The 17,770-nt window shown below is 65.2% G+C and carries 21 protein-coding genes; 9 read left to right on the top strand and 12 right to left on the bottom strand.

The genetic code is table 11. From position 1 onward, the window contains the following. Positions 1-37 precede the first annotated feature (37 nt). The gene (locus NMP98_RS17550) at positions 38-1,084 is read right to left on the bottom strand and encodes a zinc-dependent alcohol dehydrogenase family protein (RefSeq protein WP_254859145.1); all 1,047 of its coding nucleotides are present in this window, start codon (positions 1,082-1,084) and stop codon (positions 38-40) included. A 74-nt stretch (positions 1,085-1,158) separates the two neighbouring features. Here NMP98_RS17550 and larC point away from each other — a divergent pair, with 74 nt between their 5' ends. Beyond that, positions 1,159-2,466, top strand: coding sequence for a nickel pincer cofactor biosynthesis protein LarC (gene larC, locus NMP98_RS17545; protein WP_254859144.1), 1,308 nt, complete (start codon positions 1,159-1,161; stop codon positions 2,464-2,466). A 9-nt stretch (positions 2,467-2,475) separates the two neighbouring features. Here the strand turns inward: larC and NMP98_RS17540 are convergent, their stop codons facing one another. Together NMP98_RS17540 and NMP98_RS17535 are read right to left on the bottom strand one after the other, a co-directional pair. Further along, on the bottom strand, positions 2,476-3,198 hold the full coding sequence (locus NMP98_RS17540; RefSeq protein WP_254859143.1) for a hypothetical protein: 723 nt from the start codon (positions 3,196-3,198) through the stop codon (positions 2,476-2,478). A gap of 37 nt (positions 3,199-3,235) precedes the next feature. Further along, on the bottom strand, positions 3,236-4,255 hold the full coding sequence (locus tag NMP98_RS17535; protein WP_254859142.1) for an A24 family peptidase: 1,020 nt from the start codon (positions 4,253-4,255) through the stop codon (positions 3,236-3,238). 180 nt (positions 4,256-4,435) lie between these two features. On the opposite strand from NMP98_RS17535, the gene NMP98_RS17530 reads away from it, so the two are divergent. Both NMP98_RS17530 and NMP98_RS17525 read left to right on the top strand, forming a co-directional pair. After that, complete coding sequence (locus NMP98_RS17530) at positions 4,436-5,023, top strand: cysteine hydrolase family protein (protein ID WP_254859141.1); 588 nt, start codon at positions 4,436-4,438, stop codon at positions 5,021-5,023. A 95-nt stretch (positions 5,024-5,118) separates the two neighbouring features. Then, positions 5,119-5,970 (top strand): helix-turn-helix transcriptional regulator, encoded by an 852-nt coding sequence (locus NMP98_RS17525; RefSeq protein WP_254859140.1) that lies wholly within the window; start codon positions 5,119-5,121, stop codon positions 5,968-5,970. 131 nt (positions 5,971-6,101) lie between these two features. Here the strand turns inward: NMP98_RS17525 and fer are convergent, their stop codons facing one another. Both fer and NMP98_RS17515 read right to left on the bottom strand, forming a co-directional pair. Next, the gene (fer, locus tag NMP98_RS17520; protein WP_156710029.1) at positions 6,102-6,491 is read right to left on the bottom strand and encodes a ferredoxin Fer; all 390 of its coding nucleotides are present in this window, start codon (positions 6,489-6,491) and stop codon (positions 6,102-6,104) included. A 103-nt stretch (positions 6,492-6,594) separates the two neighbouring features. Further along, positions 6,595-7,791, bottom strand: coding sequence for an inorganic phosphate transporter (locus tag NMP98_RS17515; protein WP_254859139.1), 1,197 nt, complete (start codon positions 7,789-7,791; stop codon positions 6,595-6,597). An 87-nt stretch (positions 7,792-7,878) separates the two neighbouring features. Between NMP98_RS17515 and hisA the strand changes: the two genes are divergently transcribed. Continuing rightward, positions 7,879-8,598 (top strand): 1-(5-phosphoribosyl)-5-[(5-phosphoribosylamino)methylideneamino]imidazole-4-carboxamide isomerase, encoded by a 720-nt coding sequence (hisA, locus tag NMP98_RS17510; RefSeq protein WP_254859138.1) that lies wholly within the window; start codon positions 7,879-7,881, stop codon positions 8,596-8,598. A 33-nt stretch (positions 8,599-8,631) separates the two neighbouring features. Here the strand turns inward: hisA and NMP98_RS17505 are convergent, their stop codons facing one another. Both NMP98_RS17505 and NMP98_RS17500 read right to left on the bottom strand, forming a co-directional pair. Continuing rightward, the gene (locus NMP98_RS17505; protein ID WP_254859137.1) at positions 8,632-8,772 is read right to left on the bottom strand and encodes a hypothetical protein; all 141 of its coding nucleotides are present in this window, start codon (positions 8,770-8,772) and stop codon (positions 8,632-8,634) included. A 95-nt stretch (positions 8,773-8,867) separates the two neighbouring features. Further along, positions 8,868-9,041: a hypothetical protein gene (locus NMP98_RS17500; RefSeq protein ID WP_254859136.1), complete on the bottom strand. Its 174-nt coding sequence runs from the start codon at positions 9,039-9,041 to the stop codon at positions 8,868-8,870. Between the two features lie 74 nt (positions 9,042-9,115). Between NMP98_RS17500 and hisB the strand changes: the two genes are divergently transcribed. From hisB to NMP98_RS17485, 3 genes are all read left to right on the top strand, one after another. After that, on the top strand, positions 9,116-9,703 hold the full coding sequence (gene hisB, locus NMP98_RS17495; protein ID WP_254859135.1) for an imidazoleglycerol-phosphate dehydratase HisB: 588 nt from the start codon (positions 9,116-9,118) through the stop codon (positions 9,701-9,703). 59 nt (positions 9,704-9,762) lie between these two features. Beyond that, positions 9,763-10,125 carry a DsrE family protein gene (locus NMP98_RS17490; protein ID WP_254859134.1) on the top strand — a complete coding sequence of 121 codons (363 nt, stop codon included), beginning with the start codon at positions 9,763-9,765 and terminating at the stop codon, positions 10,123-10,125. A gap of 113 nt (positions 10,126-10,238) precedes the next feature. Continuing rightward, positions 10,239-10,985: a universal stress protein gene (locus tag NMP98_RS17485; protein ID WP_254859133.1), complete on the top strand. Its 747-nt coding sequence runs from the start codon at positions 10,239-10,241 to the stop codon at positions 10,983-10,985. A 125-nt stretch (positions 10,986-11,110) separates the two neighbouring features. Here NMP98_RS17485 and NMP98_RS17480 read toward each other — a convergent pair whose 3' ends face one another. After that, positions 11,111-12,265: a thiolase family protein gene (locus NMP98_RS17480; protein ID WP_156710037.1), complete on the bottom strand. Its 1,155-nt coding sequence runs from the start codon at positions 12,263-12,265 to the stop codon at positions 11,111-11,113. 241 nt (positions 12,266-12,506) lie between these two features. On the opposite strand from NMP98_RS17480, the gene NMP98_RS17475 reads away from it, so the two are divergent. Both NMP98_RS17475 and NMP98_RS17470 read left to right on the top strand, forming a co-directional pair. After that, positions 12,507-13,826 carry an ATP-binding protein gene (locus NMP98_RS17475; RefSeq protein ID WP_254859132.1) on the top strand — a complete coding sequence of 440 codons (1,320 nt, stop codon included), beginning with the start codon at positions 12,507-12,509 and terminating at the stop codon, positions 13,824-13,826. Then, positions 13,826-14,650 carry an MBL fold metallo-hydrolase gene (locus tag NMP98_RS17470; protein ID WP_254859131.1) on the top strand — a complete coding sequence of 275 codons (825 nt, stop codon included), beginning with the start codon at positions 13,826-13,828 and terminating at the stop codon, positions 14,648-14,650. The genes NMP98_RS17475 and NMP98_RS17470 overlap by 1 nt, the downstream gene beginning before the upstream one ends. A 5-nt stretch (positions 14,651-14,655) precedes the next feature. On the opposite strand, the gene NMP98_RS17465 is transcribed toward NMP98_RS17470, so the two are convergent. The 4 genes from NMP98_RS17465 to NMP98_RS17450 all read right to left on the bottom strand — a co-directional run bounded on the left by NMP98_RS17465 (position 14,656) and on the right by NMP98_RS17450 (position 17,723). Continuing rightward, entirely contained in the window at positions 14,656-15,624 is a 969-nt protein-coding gene (locus tag NMP98_RS17465; RefSeq protein ID WP_254859130.1) for a DUF5787 family protein, read from the bottom strand. 77 nt (positions 15,625-15,701) lie between these two features. Further along, positions 15,702-15,995, bottom strand: coding sequence for a hypothetical protein (locus tag NMP98_RS17460; RefSeq protein WP_254859129.1), 294 nt, complete (start codon positions 15,993-15,995; stop codon positions 15,702-15,704). A 95-nt stretch (positions 15,996-16,090) separates the two neighbouring features. Next, positions 16,091-17,008 carry a winged helix-turn-helix domain-containing protein gene (locus NMP98_RS17455; RefSeq protein ID WP_254859128.1) on the bottom strand — a complete coding sequence of 306 codons (918 nt, stop codon included), beginning with the start codon at positions 17,006-17,008 and terminating at the stop codon, positions 16,091-16,093. Between the two features lie 37 nt (positions 17,009-17,045). Beyond that, complete coding sequence (locus NMP98_RS17450; RefSeq protein WP_254859127.1) at positions 17,046-17,723, bottom strand: haloacid dehalogenase type II; 678 nt, start codon at positions 17,721-17,723, stop codon at positions 17,046-17,048. Between the last annotated feature and the right edge of the window lie 47 nt (positions 17,724-17,770).

Genomic DNA, 17,770 nt, shown 5'->3' with positions numbered 1-17,770 from the left:
TGCTTTTTGCTGCCACGCCCCGGAACAGCGGGCCGATTCACTCCTGTGGATTCACCAACACCTTGATAGCGTCCCGTTCGTCCATCGCGCGGTAACCGTCCGGAACCCCCTCCATTCCAACCGTCTTCGTGAAAATCGGCGAGGGGTCCAACGTCCCTTGGAGTACGTCGGCCATCAGTTCCTCGGCGTAGGCACGAACCGGTGCGACGCCGCCCCGAAGCGAGATGTTCGCGCCGAACATCGAGTAGAGGTCGAGTCCCTCCTCCTCGACGCCGAGCGGGACGCCGACGTAGCCGATGGTGCCGCCCGGGCGACAGACCTCGATTGCGGTCTCCATCGACGACGCCGCGCCGACACACTCCAGAACGTGGTTCGAACCGCCGTAGGTGAGTTCGCGGGCGCGCTCGACGGCTTCCTCGCCGCGCGCCGAGACCGTCTCGGTCGCACCGAAGGATTCAGCGAGTTCGAGTCGGTCCTCGTGGTGGCCCATCGCGACGATGCGCTCGGCACCGAGTCGACGCGCCGCGAGGACGGCACACAGTCCGACTGCGCCGTCGCCGATGACGATGCAGGTGTCGCCCGCATCGACCCCGGCGCTGACCGCGGCGTGGTGGCCCGTCCCCATCACGTCGGTCAGCGGAAGCAGTGCCTGCAGGGTTTCCTCGTCGTCTGCGTGCCGCTCGGGAACCCGGACGAGCGTCCCGTCGGCGTGCGGCGACCGGACGTACTCGCCCTGTGCGCCGCCGTTGTCGCCGTTCCAGGAGTCGCCGTTCCGACAGGAGGTGTGCAGTCCCTTTCGGCAGAACTCACACTCCCCGCAACTGACGACGAACGGCGCGAACACGCGGTCGCCCGGTTGGACCGACCGGACATCGTCGCCGACTTCCTCGACGATGCCCATCGGTTCGTGGCCGACCCGGGAGTTCTCCTCGCGGTCCCGCTGGCCGCGATAGAACCACAGGTCCGACCCACAGACCGCAGTGTGAGTGACGCGGACGATGGCGTCGGTCGGCTCCTCGATTTCGGGTTTCGGCACCTCTTCGACGGCGATGTCTCCCGGTTCGCGATAGATAGCGGCGCGCATACTACAACCACGGACCGCGCCCGCATAAACCGTGTACCACACCACTTTTCGCCTCGCGCGGCCGACGTATTCGCATGAAAACGCTCGCCTTCGACGGCCGAACCGGCGCAAGCGGCGATATGGTCCTCGGCGCGCTGGTGGCGGCTGGCGCCGACCCCGAGGTGCTCTCGCCCGTCGAGGACGCACTCGACGTGACCTACCGCATCGGCGAGACGACGAAGAACGGTATCCGAGCGGCGACCGTCGACGTGTTGGTGGACGGCGACGGCCACGAACACACTCACAACCATACTCACGAACACGACCACAACCACGAACATGGCCATGAACACGGCCACGACCATACTCACGAACACGAACACACCCACGCCGAGGGCCACGGCCCGAACCGGACCTACGCGGAGTGTCGGGACATCGTCACCGAGATGGGACTTCCAGAGGCCGTCGAAGCCGACGCCAAGGCGGTGTTCCGGCTGCTCGGGGAAGCCGAATCCCGAGTCCACGGGACCGACCTCGAAGCGACACACTTCCACGAGGTGGGGGCCGACGACGCCATCGCCGACATCGTCGGGGCGGCGCTGCTGTTCGACGACCTCGACGTCGACCGCGTGGTGACGACGCCGGTCGCCGCGGGTGGCGGCGAGACCTCGATGAGCCACGGCGTCTACCCGGTGCCGACGCCCGCCGTGACGTACATCGCCGAGGCGGCGGCGTGGGAACTGCAGGGCGGACCCCTCGACGAGGAACTCCTCACCCCGACGGGGGCGGCGATTCTCGCACACTTCGCCGAAGGCGTCGACTCCCTGCCGTCGATGGACATCGACAGCGGCGGCTACGGCGCTGGCAGCAAGTCCTTCGAGGACCACCCCAACGTCCTCCGGGCGATGGTCGGGGGGTCGAAGGGCGGGTTGAAACACGACGACATCCGCGTGCTGGAGACGAACCTCGACGACGCGAGTCCCGAGATGCTGGGCGGGCTCCAGAAAACGCTGACGGACGCGGGCGCACGGGACGTGACCATCGTTCCGGCGACGATGAAGAAATCCCGCCCCGGCCACCTCGTGAAGGTCATCGTCAAGCCCGAGGACGTGGCGTCGGTCGCGCGACGCCTCGCCGAGGAGACGGGAACACTGGGCGTCCGCGAGACGGCGGCGGGCCACCGATGGATAGCCGAGCGGTCCTTCGAGACGGTCGAACTCGACATCGGCGGCGAGACGTTCGATGTGTCGGTCAAAATCGCGGCCGACGACGCGGGCGAGGTGTACGACGTGAGCGCCGAGTACGACGACGCCGCGGCGGTCGCGAACGCCACCGACCTCGCGATTCGGGAAGTCGTTCGCCGCGCCGAGACGGCCTATCGGCAGGAGTACGACAGTCGGTAAGGCGGCGTCTCAACGCTCGCGGTGTCGCTGCAGGGCTTCCTCCATCGTCAACTCGCCGACAGCGACCCGTCTGGCGAGTTTCTCGTCGAGGGTGCGGTCGTCGTCGCTCCGCCGCCGCGAGCGGTTCTTGATGCGTTGAATCTCGCCGGCCGTCGGTTCGATGTCCCGACTCTCGATTCGCTCGCCGTCGAGTCGGGCGATGTTGACCGCAGCCAGCACGTCGCCCATGCCGCGTGCACCGGTCCCGAGATACGGCGTCGTCCCCGTTTCATCGACGAGTTCGACCGGTACGCCGTCGAGAGCCTCGATGATTTTCGCACCCTGCAATCGCGCGCCGTCACCGATTCGGACCAGCGGGTCGGGGGCGTCGGCGACTTCCTCGGCGACGGCCGCCGCGGCCTCGTCGGCCGGCACCTGAAAGGCGGCGACGACGGTCTCCCCCGAGAGAACGGCGATGCCCGGATGGTCACCGGGGTCGATGCCGACGACGGTTCGGCCGCCGTCGCCACGGAGAATCGCGAGGGCGGCGTCGACCGCACGGCGAGGGTCGTCCGGCGTCGCCCGAACCGTCTCCACGTCGGGGTGTTCGTCCTCGGGGCCGACGATGGCGACGCGAGCCCCCTTCGGAAGCGACTCGCCGGGTTCTAGCGTGGTGAACTTGACGCCGCGGTCACGGAGCTCGCCGACGACGCCGTGGTACACCTCGAAATCGTCCGTGGCGACGACAATCACGGCAGAGAGTTCGCCTGCGAGGGCTTAAGCCCGACGCCTACGCCGCCCCGAAGAGCCCGAGGAGGACGAACAGCAAATCGCCGAAGGTGAGCGCCAGCAGCAAGCCGACGAACATCGGGACGATAAACGGGACACCGGGGGTAATCCAGACCGACTGCCGGTCCGGTTCGGTGAGCACTTCCAACCCTTCCCGGAGTTCCTCGGGCGTCGTCCCGTAGGCGCTGTGTTCTTCGAGGAACCGCTCGGCACCCCACGCGTCGAAGGGTCGAATCGCCGCCTCGGAAGAATCGAGTCCGTCGGCGACGCTCCCGCCGTCGGTCAACGCGCGCTCGTCGGACTGGATGGAGCCGTCGCCGGGGTCGTTGCGTTCGGTCGGAAGCGGGTGCCGATACCGGTCGGGGTTCGCCCGAACCGCCTCGAAGGAGACGCCCCGCCAGCGGAGATACATCCGGAGCGCGTCGATATCGAGTCCCTGCCGAGTGAATCCTTCGGTCGTTTCGAGCAGACGGCCGTACTCCGAGAGGATGTCGTCGACGGCGACGGCACGGCCGATGAACATCGCGGGCGTGAACGCGCCTCGGAGCGCGTTCACGCCCGCGAGGAAGAACGGATAGGCGAGACCGACGAGAACGGTGTTCGAGAGGATGCTCAGCGAGAAGACGCCGAGTGGCGGTTGGTTTCCGGACGGCGGATACACGCCCGTCCCGACGAAAAACGCCGGGTAGACGGGCAACAGCAACGCGAGCGTCATGATGGCCTTGGCGTCGGCGCCGCCGAAGCCACCCAGTCGCCAGAAGATGTACCCCAGCGGCGCGACGAGGCCGACCGAGAGGACGACCTGTACCGCGAAGCGTCGCTGTTCGAAGGCGGCGGCGTCGGCCACGAGCCACGCGTCCCACGCCAGCGCGAGGAGGCCGGCGACGGCGAGGGGAAGCCACGTCCGGTTGGGTACCCGTCTGGTTTCGATGTCGCGGTAGGCGGCCCACCCGAACACCGGAACGGCCAGCAGTCGGATGATGTCGGGCCCGGTCGCGAAATCGAAGAGCAGCGACGACACGTAGGGGAGTGTGTCCACATCCCTCTTAAACGCAAGCACTCTTCGTCAGCCGAGTTTGAATTCCGTTCGTTGTGTATTTGGGCCGTCTTTTCGGACGTTCGTTCACTATATTGCCCACAGAATACGCTCGATAGGGAAAGTATATCCCCTGGGGTTCACTATCGGGGACCGAACAGGGTTATGCCGTTTCGGGACTACGAGACGTTGAATCTGGACGCCGCCGCGCTCGTGCTCGTCGACGTACAGCGGGGGTTCGACGACGACCGCTGGGGCGAGCGGAACAACCCCGATGCGGAGCGCCACATCGCGGAGCTGTTGGGCGAGTGGCGCGAGAGCGGCCGCCCCATCTATCACGTCAAACACGACTCGACGGAACGGGATTCGCCGCTGCGTCCGGGCCGCCCCGGAAACGAGTTCAAGCCCGAAGCCGAACCCCGAGGCGACGAAGCCGTCGTCGAAAAGCGGGTCAACAGCGCCTTCATCGGAACCGACCTCGAACGTCGACTGCGCGATGCGGGCGTCGAACGGCTCGTCGTCGCCGGCTTCACCACCGACCACTGCGTGTCGACGACGACCCGCATGGCCGAGAACCTCGGCTTCGAAGTGTATCTCGTCAGCGACGCCTCCGTCACCTTCGACCGCGAGTTCGACGGCACTCGATACGCCGCCGAGCAGAACCACCGACTCGCCCTCGCACAACTCTCCGAGGAGTTCGCGACCGTCGTCGAGACCGCGACGCTCTTGGCGGCGCTGGAAGCCAACTCGTAGCGGAACGCGGTGGGACCACAAAACGACACAGCGAAGTCTCAGCGTCCGATGCCCACGCGGACCTTCAAATGGTTCCGGGCGGTAGCCGTCTAGCAATGGGTGACGAACGACGTGCGAACGAGCCAGCCCAACTCGGTGACGCCCCCGTCGTGTCGGATATCGACTTCCTCGCCGGGTCGCGGCACCGCCTGCGGATACTGAACCTCCTGCGTGGACCGGACGCGATGAGCCGTCGGAACGTTCGTGCGTCCGTCGACGCCTCCCGTGCGACGGTTCGGCGGACGCTCGAAGGGCTCCTGAGCCGTGGTTGGGTCGAATCGACCGAGGACGGCTACCAGGTGACCGCGGCCGGTGAGCTCGTGGCGACGGAGTTCACTCGACTCTCGGAGACCCTCCGGCTCACCGAGGAGTTCGCGCCGCTGTTGGAACACGTCCCGCCGTCGTCGTTCGATATCGAGCCGGAGTGGCTCGCCGACGCCGAACTGACAGTGTCGACGGCAGCGGAACCGTACGCACCGGCACAGACCCAAACCGAGACGATACGGACCGCAGACCGGTTCCGGGGATTCCTGCCCGCAATCGAACTCGACGGAACGGAACTCGTCCACGACCGAATCACGAACGGGGCGTTCACCGCGAGCATCGTCCTCGGACCGGCGTGTGCCGACCACATAAGGGAGGAACCGTTCGCCGAACTGTTCCGCGAAAAGCTCGCTACCGGCCGATTCGAGGCGGCCATCGCCGACGGCTCGCTCCCGTTTTACCTCGGATTACCGGACGACGAACGAATCGAAATCGGCGTCGCAGACGGCGAGGGGATTCCGCGGGCGCTTGTGCAGTCGTCGAACACCGCGTTTCGTGAGTGGGGCGAAACGACGTTCGAACGCTACGAACGGAACGCCGAGCGCCTGTCGAAGGAGGACTTCGATACGGAGTCGACGGACTAGTCTCGCCTTCCAAACCCGGGATAAACGGGTCGTTTTGCCGGTCGAAAGGAAAAACGACACGCGCGCCGTCAGCCGGCGAGCGCGGCGCTACACGATACGCAAACGGTGTCCCAAGACAGGACACGCGCGGCTTAGATGACGCGGTTCTGCAGGTAGTCGAGGTGTTTGGCGTTGTAAACGATTTTGACCGTATCGGCAGCGGGGCTGCCGATACAGGTCAGGCGAACGCCCTTCTCTTCGACTTCCTCGTCGGAGAGGATCTGCTGCATGTCCATGTCGATTTCGCCCTCCTTGACGATGGCCGCGCAGTTCGCACACGCACCGGCGCGGCAGGAGAAGGGCCAGTCGAAGCCCTGCGCCTCGGCGGATTCGAGGATGTACTCACCCTCCGCGACATCGAGCGTGCCGTAGTCCTCGTCGTCGAGGCCGGCGTCGGCGGCCTCATCGAAGAGGCCGTCGTCGTCGATGTCCCAGCCGTGGTCGTCCAGCACTTCGTAATTGAGGTATTCTACCGTGGGCATCACTGAGTGAGTTCACGCGCCTCTGTGTTGAAGGTTGCTGTTAGGAGACGGGGTTCCGACGTAACTCGACCGTTCGTTCACTTTTCTTTGCCAATATTTCCCATCATGCCACGAGCGTGAACCGGAATACGAGAAACGCCCCGATAGTGGCGACCGCGGGGACGACGTTCTGCATCAGAATGACACGACCCGTCGTCTCCGGGTCGAACAGGTCCGATGCCGCGGGGATGTCTTCGGGACTTTCCTCGCCCATCGGTCGTGCCGAAGCGCCGTCCGTGTCGGTGCTTCCGACGGTCGCAGCGTCGTCGGCCGCCAGCGCCCCGACGGAAACGTTCGCTCCCTCCCCCTCGCCGCGAACCGCATCGCGAGCGGTCGTCGTCCGCGTCGCACGACCCCACCCGAGACCGACGATGGACATCGTCGCGATGATGACGAAACTGGCGGGAACGCCGATTGCGGCGAGCCCCGCCGTCAGCGTCGAGGAGACGACGGCGACGACGATGGCGGCGGTCAGCGGAAGTTGGGTGAGGTCGTTGCCCATCGTATCGAGCGTCCGGCGGGCGATGGTGAACGCGCCGAGACCGACGGCGGCCGACGCCAGCAGGATGCCGACGTTCATCGTTATCGCGCCGCTGCCGAACAGCGGACCCACGGCGTTGGCGACGTTCGATGCCCCGCTGGAAAACGCCATGAAACAGCCGATTGCGACGAGAAGCAGCGTGCCTGTGAGTTCACGGCGAGTCGTCCCCTCGGCGAGGCGAACCGTCGGTATCCGGCCCGAACGCTCGATTCGGAACGGACCGCCCTCCGTGCCCGCGATGGCGACCCACTGGTTGAGGTACGGATAGAGGTACCGGCCGATGACGCCGCTGACCCAGAAGGCGACGATGGGGGCGACGACCCACCAGCTGACGATTTGGCCCATCACGACCCAGTTGAGGTTGCCGGTCGCCAGTCCGAGTCCCGCAATGGAGCCGACGGCGGTCATCGACGTCGAGGCGGGGACGCCGAAGAAGTTCGAGATGAACAGCGCCAGACCGATGAAAAAGAGGACGATGATGCTCGCCTGCGTCGTGAACAGTTCGGCAGGGACGATTTCCCCGCCCAGCGTCTCGACGACCTCACGGCCGAGCGTCCAGCCGCCGACGAAGAAAAACACCGTCATCAACAGTCCGGCACCGGCCTTCGGGATGATATCGGCACCGACGGCAGGTCCGAACGCGGGGGCGGTGTTCGCACCACCGATGTTGTAGCCGACGAAGACCGCAACGAGGAGGCCCACGACGAGCAACGCTTCCATACGGGATTGGTGGATTGGTCGACAAATAAGCGCCACGCTCGCGTTCCAACGGGCAGGTTTTTGGCCGCCCCCACCGGTTGAAGACGTATGTTTCCGGAGTTCGAGATCATCCCTGCGGTCGACATGCAGGACGGACAGGTCGTCCAGTTGGTCGGTGGCGAACGCGGCACCGGCAGGACCTACGGCGACCCCGTCGAGGCGGCCGAGCGGTGGGTCGACGCCGGCGCGGAGACGCTGCATCTCGTCGACCTCGACGGTGCCTTCGAGGGCGACCGCGAGAACGCCCCCGCGGTCGAGGCGATTCTCGACGCCGTCGACGTAGACGTCCAGTTGGGCGGCGGTATCCGGACCGCCCACGACGCCTGTTCGCTCCTAGAGTTGGGCGTCGACCGCGTCATCCTCGGGACCGCGGCCGTCGAGAACCCCGCCATCGTCGGCGCCATAAGCGAGGACTTCCCCGGCAGCGTGATGGTGAGCCTCGACGCGAAAGACGGCGAGGTCGTCGTCTCGGGATGGACCGAGGGGACGGGGTTGGACCCGGCCGAAGCCGCCGCGCGCTACGAGGACGAGGGCGCCGGTACCATCCTCTTTACCGACGTGGACGTCGAGGGGCAACTGGAGGGAATCCGACGTGAACCGGTCGAGGCGGTCGTCGACGCGGTCGACATCCCTGTCGTCGCCAGCGGCGGCGTCTCGACGCTTGAGGACGTGCGTGCGCTGAAGGATGCCGGTGCAGCGGCGGTCGTCGTCGGAACAGCGCTCTACGAGGGTCGGTTCACGCTCGAAGAAGCGATGGAGTCGGTGTAGGCGCCGTCGCTGGTCGCCGGGGCGGACGCCGTCCTATCGGCGAACCCTCGCCCGAACCCGACGGTACAGCGCCGCCGCGCGTGCGAGCAGTCCCGCTTTGGTCGTCGCCGGGAGCTGTGGCGCGACGGGTTCGGCCAGCGCCGCGGCGACGGGGAGCAGGTTTCGCGCGCTCATACAACGCCCGACGTTGTCGCCGAGGGGTCAAAACGTTCAGTCAGACAGCCGTCACGCATCCGCACGACGACGGCGGTTCGACGCCAACACACCCCCTACACCGCGTCGTCGACGGCCTTTCCGAGACGGGGGTAGTTCTCGACGAGGTAATCACGAAGGAAGACGAACCCGACGACCACGAGGAGCGCGACCACCGCCGCGCCGAGTGGCCCCACCCGCTTGACGCTGAGTTTCCACGCCGACCACGCCAATCCGAGCAGTTCGAGCATACTGACAGTTCGGCATCCATATATAAAAATCACGTCGCCGCAATCACCTTAAGCAAGCGCGAGAACTACCGCACATGACAGACCGGACGGCAGCACGAACCCGCGAAACCGCCGAAACGGACATCGAGGTGACGCTGGACCTCGACGGCGACGGCGACGCCACCGTCGAAACCGGCGTCGGATTCTTCGACCACATGCTGGAGGCGTTGGCGAAACACGGCCTCTTCGATGTAACCGTCCGGTGTGACGGCGACCTCGCTATCGACGACCACCACACCGTCGAGGACGTGGCCATCACCCTCGGTGCGGCCTTCGAGGAGGCGCTGGGCGACAAACGCGGCATCGTCCGCTACGCCGACCGGAAGGTGCCGCTCGACGAGGCCGTCGCCGAGGTCGTCATCGACGTGTCGGGGCGGCCGCGGTTCTACTTCGACGGGGAGTTCAGCCAGCCTTCGGTTGGCGATTTTACCAGCGACATGGCGCGGCACTTCGTCGAGTCGCTGGCGCTGAACGCCGGCCTGACGCTGCATGCGTCGGTGTCGGGAGAGAACGCCCACCACGAAATCGAGGCACTGTTCAAGGCCCTCGCGCGGACGCTCGACGATGCGATGCGAATCGACGAGCGCCGCAGCGACACGCCGAGCACGAAAGGCGAACTGTAGGTGAGCGTCGGCGGTCGAACCGGGGCGGACTTTATCCCCCAGTCGAACGAAACACGGCCATGAGCGGCCACATCGATGGCGTCGTCGTCCACATCACGAGTCCCGACGCCAACGACTGGCAGCAGGCGCTCCGAAACGTCACGAACCTCCACAGCGACGAGAGCGTGCCAATCGAACCGAATCTGATAACCATCGTCGTCAACGGCGACGCGACCCGATTCCTGCAGGCGGACGAACCGGACGCCGACCGCCTCTCCCGACTCGCCGATTCCGGCGTCCGGATTCTCGCCTGTTCCAACTCGCTGGAGCGACTCGGTGTTTCGACGGAGGAGCTGGCAGAGGGCGTCGAAACCGTCGACTCCGGGGTCGCCGAAGTGACGCGATTGCAGTGGCACGGCAACGGATACCTCAAACTGCCCTGAGAGACGACGAGAGCGAACGGCCCCGAGGCGCGACCGAACGCACGCTGGCTTTATCACCGGAGCGCATCTGACATCTAAGTCAGTCCCATCGGATTCGACGGGGCGTTCAGACAATGGAAGACAGACCAACCATCCTGCTCCCGGTCAGCGTTCTCGAAGGGGAATCGATTCCGGAGGGCGTTCCCGAACTCCTGACGAACGCCCACGTCGTCCTGCTCGGCTACCACGTCGTGCCGGAACAGACCGCCACCGACCAGGCGCGCCAGCAGTTCGAAGACCAGGCCATTCGCCGTCTCGAGGATTTCACGGCGATACTCGAACACGCGGGAGCGACAGTCGAATCACGGGTCGTGTTTACCCACGACGGACAGGCGACAATCGACCGGATGACGGACGAACACGACTGTCTCGCGACCCTCATTCCGAACGCGACGAGGCCGCTCGAGAACGTTCTGGTCGCGGTCCGCGGAATCGTCGGTGTCGACCGATTCATCAAATTGGTTTCGGGCCTGTTCGCACCGCTCGATATACGCGTGACCCTGTATCACGTCGCTGAAGCGGACGAATCAGACGAGGACGTCGAGACGCTGCTGGACGGAATCGCGACTCGACTCTCCGAAGAAGGCGTCTCCCCGGAGTTAATCGAGACTCAAATCGCGCGTGGAGACGACTCTCAGGAGTTAATCCTCGATGCTGCCGACGACAACGACGCAATCGTCATGGGCGAATCCGACCCATCGGTGACGACCTTCCTGTTCGGGATGACCGCAGACCAGGTCGCCAAGCAGTTCCTCGGTCCGGTCTTCGTCATCCAACACGAGGAACCGGAGGTCGAGGAAGCGGCGACCGATACGGAGTGACGGTTCCGATAGCGAAGTCCGCACGCGTTTTCGAGGCTCACCGACACGACAGATAGGGCCATGCTACCGGCTATTGAGTCGGGTTTCGCTGGAAAAAGGCGTGAGTCGTTCGATGGGGTCGGCGTTTATCGAAGCTCGAACTCGATGGCTGCGCCCTGCCCGAAGCCGACGCATTCGGTGGCGAGGCCGAGTTCGGCGTCGTCGCGCTTGCGCATCTCGTGGATGAGCGTGACGGGCAGCCGCGCACCGGTGGCACCGAGGGGGTGACCGATGGCGATGGCGCCGCCGTTGACGTTGTAGATGTCGTCGTCGAAGCCGAGTTCCTGCTGGCAGTAGTAACACTGGGAGGCGAATGCCTCGTTCAACTCGACGAGGTCGTAGTCGTCGGCGGTCGTGCCGGAGCGCTCGAACAGTTCCTCACACGCCGGGATGGGGCCGATGCCCATGACCTCGGGTTCGACGCCGGCGACGGAGTTGTTGCCGACTTCCGCGAGGATTTCGAAGTCGTGTTCCTCGGCGAACTCCTCGGAGGTGACCAACAGCGCGGCGGCGCCGTCGGTCGTCTGGGAGGCGTTGCCGGGCGTGACGGTGCCGTCGGCCTGGAAGACGGTCGGCAGTTCGGCGAGTTTCTCCGCGGTGGTGCCGGGACGGAGCCCCTCGTCTTCCTCGACGAGAATCTCGTTGCCCTCGTCGTCGTGGCCCTCGATGGGGACGATTTCGTCGTCGAAGCGGCCCTCTTCGGTGGCGGCGACGGCGCGCTGCTGGGAGCGGGCGGCGTACTCGTCCTGTTCTTCGCGGCTCACGTCGTAGCGCTCGGCGACGGTTTCGGCGGTGATGCCCATCTGCAGGGCGGCGATGTTGTGGTGGTCGTTGAGGCCCGGGTGAATCTCGTTGTTCTGGCCCATCTTCACGCGGGACATCGACTCGACGCCGCCGGCGATGATACAGTCACGCTGGCCGGCCCGAATCGCGTCCGCGGCGGAGATGACCGCCTGCGCTGAGGAGGCACACCAGCGGTTGATGGTCGTCGCGGGCGTGTCCTCGCCCAACTCGGACATCAGCGCGATGACGCGGGCCATGTTGTTGCCCTGCTCTTCGCGCTGTTGGGCACAGCCCCACTGGAGGTCGTCGACGTCCTCGCCGGTGAGGTCCGTCTCCTCGAGGATGCGGTTGATGAGCGGAATCGAGAGGTCCTCCGGACGGACCTCGGAGAAGACGCCGTCTTCCTTCCCGAACGGGGTGCGATACGCTTTGACTACGACCGGTGTGTTGGCACTCATACGAACCCTCATTATTTTTGCTCGCACGTTAAAGCTTCTACTCGGTCATTTTTCTCATGTTAGCGCATTAGGGACAGTAGACATATTCTGTTAACCTCGTGGAGAAGGTAATTTATAAAGAACGAAGGTGTCCGTGAGTGACCGCCGGCAGCGAGCGGCGGAATTGCCCGTTCCGAAACCGTGGGCGCATATCAGCGCCTTTCGACGGGCTTATACTTCCGACCCGGTAAGGTTTCGGGGAATGAGCAGCCCCGAGCTCGATGTAGTCGAGTTTCTGTTGACTGCGGCCATCTACACGGAGAACCACGACCTCGACGAGCGAGACCTTCCACCCCGCTATCGTCGGGTGTTCTGGGAGGATGGCGAGGTCGAACGGCCGCTGACGACCACGACGAACACGGCGGCGGCGGCGACCGGCGTCGAACGCCCCTGGGAGGCCGTCTCGGGGCTGATGTTCACCGACCGTGACGACTTCTCCGGGAAGATAGAGTTCACCGACCGCGGGATGGCCGAATCGTGGCTCAAAGAGCGCCTCTCCGAGGAACAACTGCTCGGCAATCCGACGCTCGCTTACGCCTTCGGCGAGGAGTTGGGCGTCGACTACGAGGCCGCCCGCGAGCAGAACCGACCAATCCACGCCGACCGGGTGTGGATAGACTCACTGTTGGAGGAGATGTTCGACGAGGACGAAGAGGAGATGCTCGACCTCGTGGACGTGCGCGCCCCCGAGGAAATCGAGATGACCCTCGACGACCTCGTCCTCACAGCCGACCAGGAAAACGAGATTCACAAGGTGGTCAAGGCCATCGAACACCGCGATTACCTCGCGGAAATCGGCCTGCGTGAAATCGGGAAACTCCTCTTTGTCGGCCCGCCCGGAACAGGGAAGACCTCCGTCGCCCGCGCGCTCGCACAGGACCTCGATTTGCCGTTCGTCGAAGTGAAACTCTCGATGATAACGAGTCAGTACCTCGGCGAGACGGCCAAGAACGTCGACAAGACCTTCGAGGTCGCAAAGCGGCTTTCGCCGTGTATCCTCTTCATGGACGAGTTCGACTTCGTCGCGAAGACACGCTCGTCGGACGAACACGCCGCCATCAAGCGCGCCGTCAACACGCTGCTGAAGAGCATCGACGAAATCTCGTTGATTCAAGACGACGTGCTCCTCATCGGCGCGACGAACCACCCCGACCAACTCGACGCCGCGGCGTGGCGCCGCTTCGACGAAATTGTCAACTTCCCGAAACCCGACCAGGGAATGCGTGCGGACATCCTCCGCATCGTCACCCGGCGGATGGATGTCGACGACTTCAACCCCGACGAACTCGCCGAGGCGACGGAGGGGCTGACTGGGAGCGACCTTCGACTCGTCCTGCGTGAGGCCGTCCTCGATGCCCTCACCGAAAACCGGACGACGCTCACCCAAGAGGACCTCCTGGACGCCATCGAGGACTTCGAAGAGCGTGACAACCTCAAGAACATGGACATGATAGAGGGCGACGCGGACGCGCTCGTCGCGGGCGGTTCGGATAGTCCCAGCCACGATCACGACCACGACTGATGGAAGTCACGCTGCTCGGAACCGGCGATACGACGGGGACGCCCACGCCGAACTGCGAGTGTGACACCTGCACCGAGGCACGAAAACGGGGCGTCGAGCGCTCTCGGTTTTCGGTCCACGTCCACAACGAACGCACCGGCGAGTCGCTGCTCGTCGACGCCAGCCCCGACTTCCGCCAGCAGTTCCTCGACAACGACGTCGCGTTGCCCGACGCCATCTGTATCTCACACATCCACTTCGACCACCTCGACGGACTGGGCAACGCCTACCGTCTGCTGGAGGACGTGCCTGTGTTCGCGGCCGACGAGACCGACCCGGTCACCGGCGAGAGCGTCGCCGAGACCATCGAAGAGAAGTACGATTACCTCGACGCCGTCACCGTCTCGCCGGAGTCGCCGTTCGAACCGTTCGAGACTTGCGGGTTCGAGGTGACCCTCGTCCCCGTCGAACACCCGCCGCTGGTGTGTTACGGCCTGCGCGTCGAGGACCCCGAGACGGGCGCAGTGCTGTCGCTGTCGGGGGATACGAACTACGGCGTCTCCGAGCGCTCCCGAGGAGTGCTGTCCGGCGCCGACCTGTTGTTCGTCGACGGCATCGTTCCGGCCGCGTACTGCGAGTACCACCCCTACGGCGGCGACCACGCCGACGAGAACGGTATCCCCCGGACCTTCGGGACGAAACACATGACTATCGAGGGCGCACGCGCCTTCGCCGAGGACCTCTCCATCGAGGAGTACCGTCTCGTCCACCTCTCACACTACATCGCCGCCGAGGACGCCTTCGACGACGATATGGCGCTGGACGGCGAGCAGTTCGTGGTGTAGACGCGTTACGTCCTGGAGAAGCGGTCCAATCCCGTCTGTTTTCGGTCAGTTCCCGCCGGGTCGGCGGTCCACGGCGTGTGACGTTCGCGTGCCGCCTCGCCGTCGGCGTCCGGTGGGTCGGCGGGGTCGTACCCGCCGCATTCGGCGCCGCACTCCCGGGAAGGGTCGACCAGTCGACCCTTCCACTCGCAGTAGGGAAGCGCATCGTCCGTCCGGAACGGCGGGCCACGCGCGTCGGCTTGGCTACAGGCCGGAAGCGTCCCTGGACGCCAGCCCTTTCCGTAGGCGCGTTCCGCGATTCGTCGGCGGAGGCGAGCCTTCTCGGCGGCGGTGACGGGTTCGATATCGACCCGGGCCGGCGACTCATCGAGGACGGCGATTCCCGGTTCGTCGGTCGGCAGCGGCGTGGCCTCCCGGACCACCTCGATATCACCCGCTTCGGCGTCGAAGCGCCACACGCCGACGGAGTCGGGGATGCGATTGAGGTGTGCGCCCGTGACGTAGGATTCGGTGACGAGGATGACTTCGTCGAACAGCGCGAGCGAGACGTCCTTCCGCAACTGGAGTTCGAGGTCACCGGGACGGCCGAGGTCGGGTTTGTTCTCGAAAGCCCGCAGTCCGCCGACCCAGTCGGGGTATCGCGCCGTCTGTCGGACGTATCGGCGGCCGTTGCGGCGCTCGGCCTCGAAGAAACCGATTTCAATCGCTCGGTCGACGGCCCCCCTGGCGCGGTCGGGAGCGGCGTCGATGGCGTCCTTCCAGTAGCGGGCTCGCCCCGCGCCAACGTCGCTCTCGATGGCGAGGTCGGGAATCGACTCGGCGGTGATGGCGATACGGTCCTCGAACTCGGGGCCCGGACGGATTTCGACGGCGTCGACGATGCGCGTGTGCGTGCCGAGTTGTCGGGCGATGAGGCCGTCGCTTTCGGATTCGACGGCGGCACACACCGCGAGTTCGAAGGGGTACTCCCGCACGACCGAACGTGGGGTCGCGAGGAGCAAAAACGGTCGGTTACCGACGGAGGCCGTTGGAGGGCCGAGCGTCGGGACGGCTATCCGAGCAACGTGGCGGCGACGCCTACGGCCGCGAAGGGGGCGACGAAGCCGACGGCGAGCAACGCGGGGAGGGTGAGCAACGCCAGCGGCGGCGTCCCAACGACCGAGAGAACGCCGACGACGGCGGCGGGAACGGCGATACCAGCGACCAACACGGCGAGTACCGACAGCACCCGTACGGCCAGCGCCGGAATGGTGACCACGAGGTCCCCACGTTGGGTTCGTGTGACACGTTCCGATGCGGGCGGAGCGGAGGCGGTGCGTCCGGCCTGTGTGGTTCCTTGGTTCATATCAGTACGAACGACCCACACCAGAATATATGTTCGCAGAAATACACTTTTGTAGACGAACCGACTGAAACACAATTAGGTTAGCTAGTTGATATTTACGCGTACAAACGCTCGGCATCGACGACCGAAAGCGACTCGTCGAGGACCACGCTGAGTCGTTCGTCGTCCAGCGGTATCTCGACGGCCACTCGCCAGGGATCGTCGTCGACGATTTCGGTGTAGCGGTCGGAAACGCACCACTCGAGCGTCCAGAACGGGACCGCGTTGAGGTCGATACCGTGGTCCCGATAGAAGGAGACCACCTCCGCGTCATCGAGGAGGGCGATGCCAACGGTCGTCTTCGTCGTGTTCTCACATCGGCGGCATCGGTGGGTCACCGCAACGTCGATGTCGTCTTCCGCGTCGGCGTGGGCTATGGCCGTCTGCATGCGCCCGTTGCAGGCCGGACAGACGCCGTCGGCGGAGAGACACAGCAGGTGTCGAACCCGCTGATTGAACGCGTCCATCACCGCCTCGCGGTCACGCCCTTCGAGTCCACCGGGCGGGAACTGCCAGTCGGTGTGAGCGCGGCCACAGGCCGGACAGTCGACGTAGAGCAGTTCCTCTTCGTAGTGGGCCTGCAGTCCAGCCCCACAGTCGATACACTCGCCTTCGACCGGGAACGGGCCGAACTCCGGGTTCTGGTTCAGCGACCCCGAGAGAATCGCCTGGATGACGGCGCGGCCGGCGCTCCGGAAGTCGTAGCCGTCGTCGGTCTTGCGGACGAACTGGCCCGTCAGTTTCTGGAGGTGGTAGTTGAACTGTGCGCTGTCGCGAATCCCGACGCGGTCTCGGAGCGCCGAGAACGTCACCGGGCGGTCCGGAGCCTCCCAGAGCGCCTTGAGGATGGCGAATCGGGTCTCGTTGCCGACGACCGCGAAGGCCTCTGCGGGGGCGAGACACGCCTCACAGTCGAACGGCGAGACGGCGCCTCGGTCCTCGGGCTCCGTAGAGGTTCCCTCTGCGTCACTCATACCCACACGAAGAGCAGCCTCCGGCTAATATCTTCGCTCAATCGCGTTTTTGTAGTACGTCTATCACGTCGCGGATATCCGAGACGGTCGCGTCGGGGTCGCCGGCGAAGCCGTCCCACGGGACCTTCCCGCGGTCAAGCCAGACACCGGTCATGCCGGCGTGTTGGGCGCCGAGCACGTCGAAGAAGCCCGCGCTGACGTGAGCAATCGCGCCTATCGGTGTTCCCGTTCGAGCAGCGGCGTGGCGGTAGATTTCGGCGTTCGGCTTGTAGGTCTCGACCTCGTCGGCGCTGATGGTATCTTCGACGTACTCGTCGATACCGGCGGTTTCGACCAGCGAATCCAGCATCTCCGGGTTGCCGTTGGAGACGACGTACACGTCGTAGTCGGCATCGGTCAGAGCGGCCATCCCGTCCTGAACGTCGTCGAAGACCCGCAGGTCGTGATACGTCGCGAGAATCTCCTCGCGTTCGGTCTCGGTGAGGTCGACGCCGTGGGTTTCGAGGGCGTGTTCCAGTGCCGCCCGATTGAACGCGTAGAACGTGTCGTAGGCGTCGATTTCGTTTGCGACCATCGTGTACATCAGCGACCGCGACCGCCAGTGTTGGGAGACGGGTCGTGGGTTCTCGACGGCATCTGCGAGGGCGGCCTCGACGGCGTCGACATCGAGGAGCGTGCTGTAGGAATCGAACGTGACCGTTTCGGCTGAGGTCATACCCAGTGATTGCGCTCGGGCGGCTTATCCCTGTGGGCAGTGGACGT

Origin of the sequence: Natronomonas gomsonensis (genome assembly GCF_024300825.1) — an archaeon.
Classification (GTDB): domain Archaea; phylum Halobacteriota; class Halobacteria; order Halobacteriales; family Haloarculaceae; genus Natronomonas; species Natronomonas gomsonensis.
Note: the sequence above shows the minus strand (reverse complement) of the source record. Positions and strands in the feature narration are given on the sequence as shown.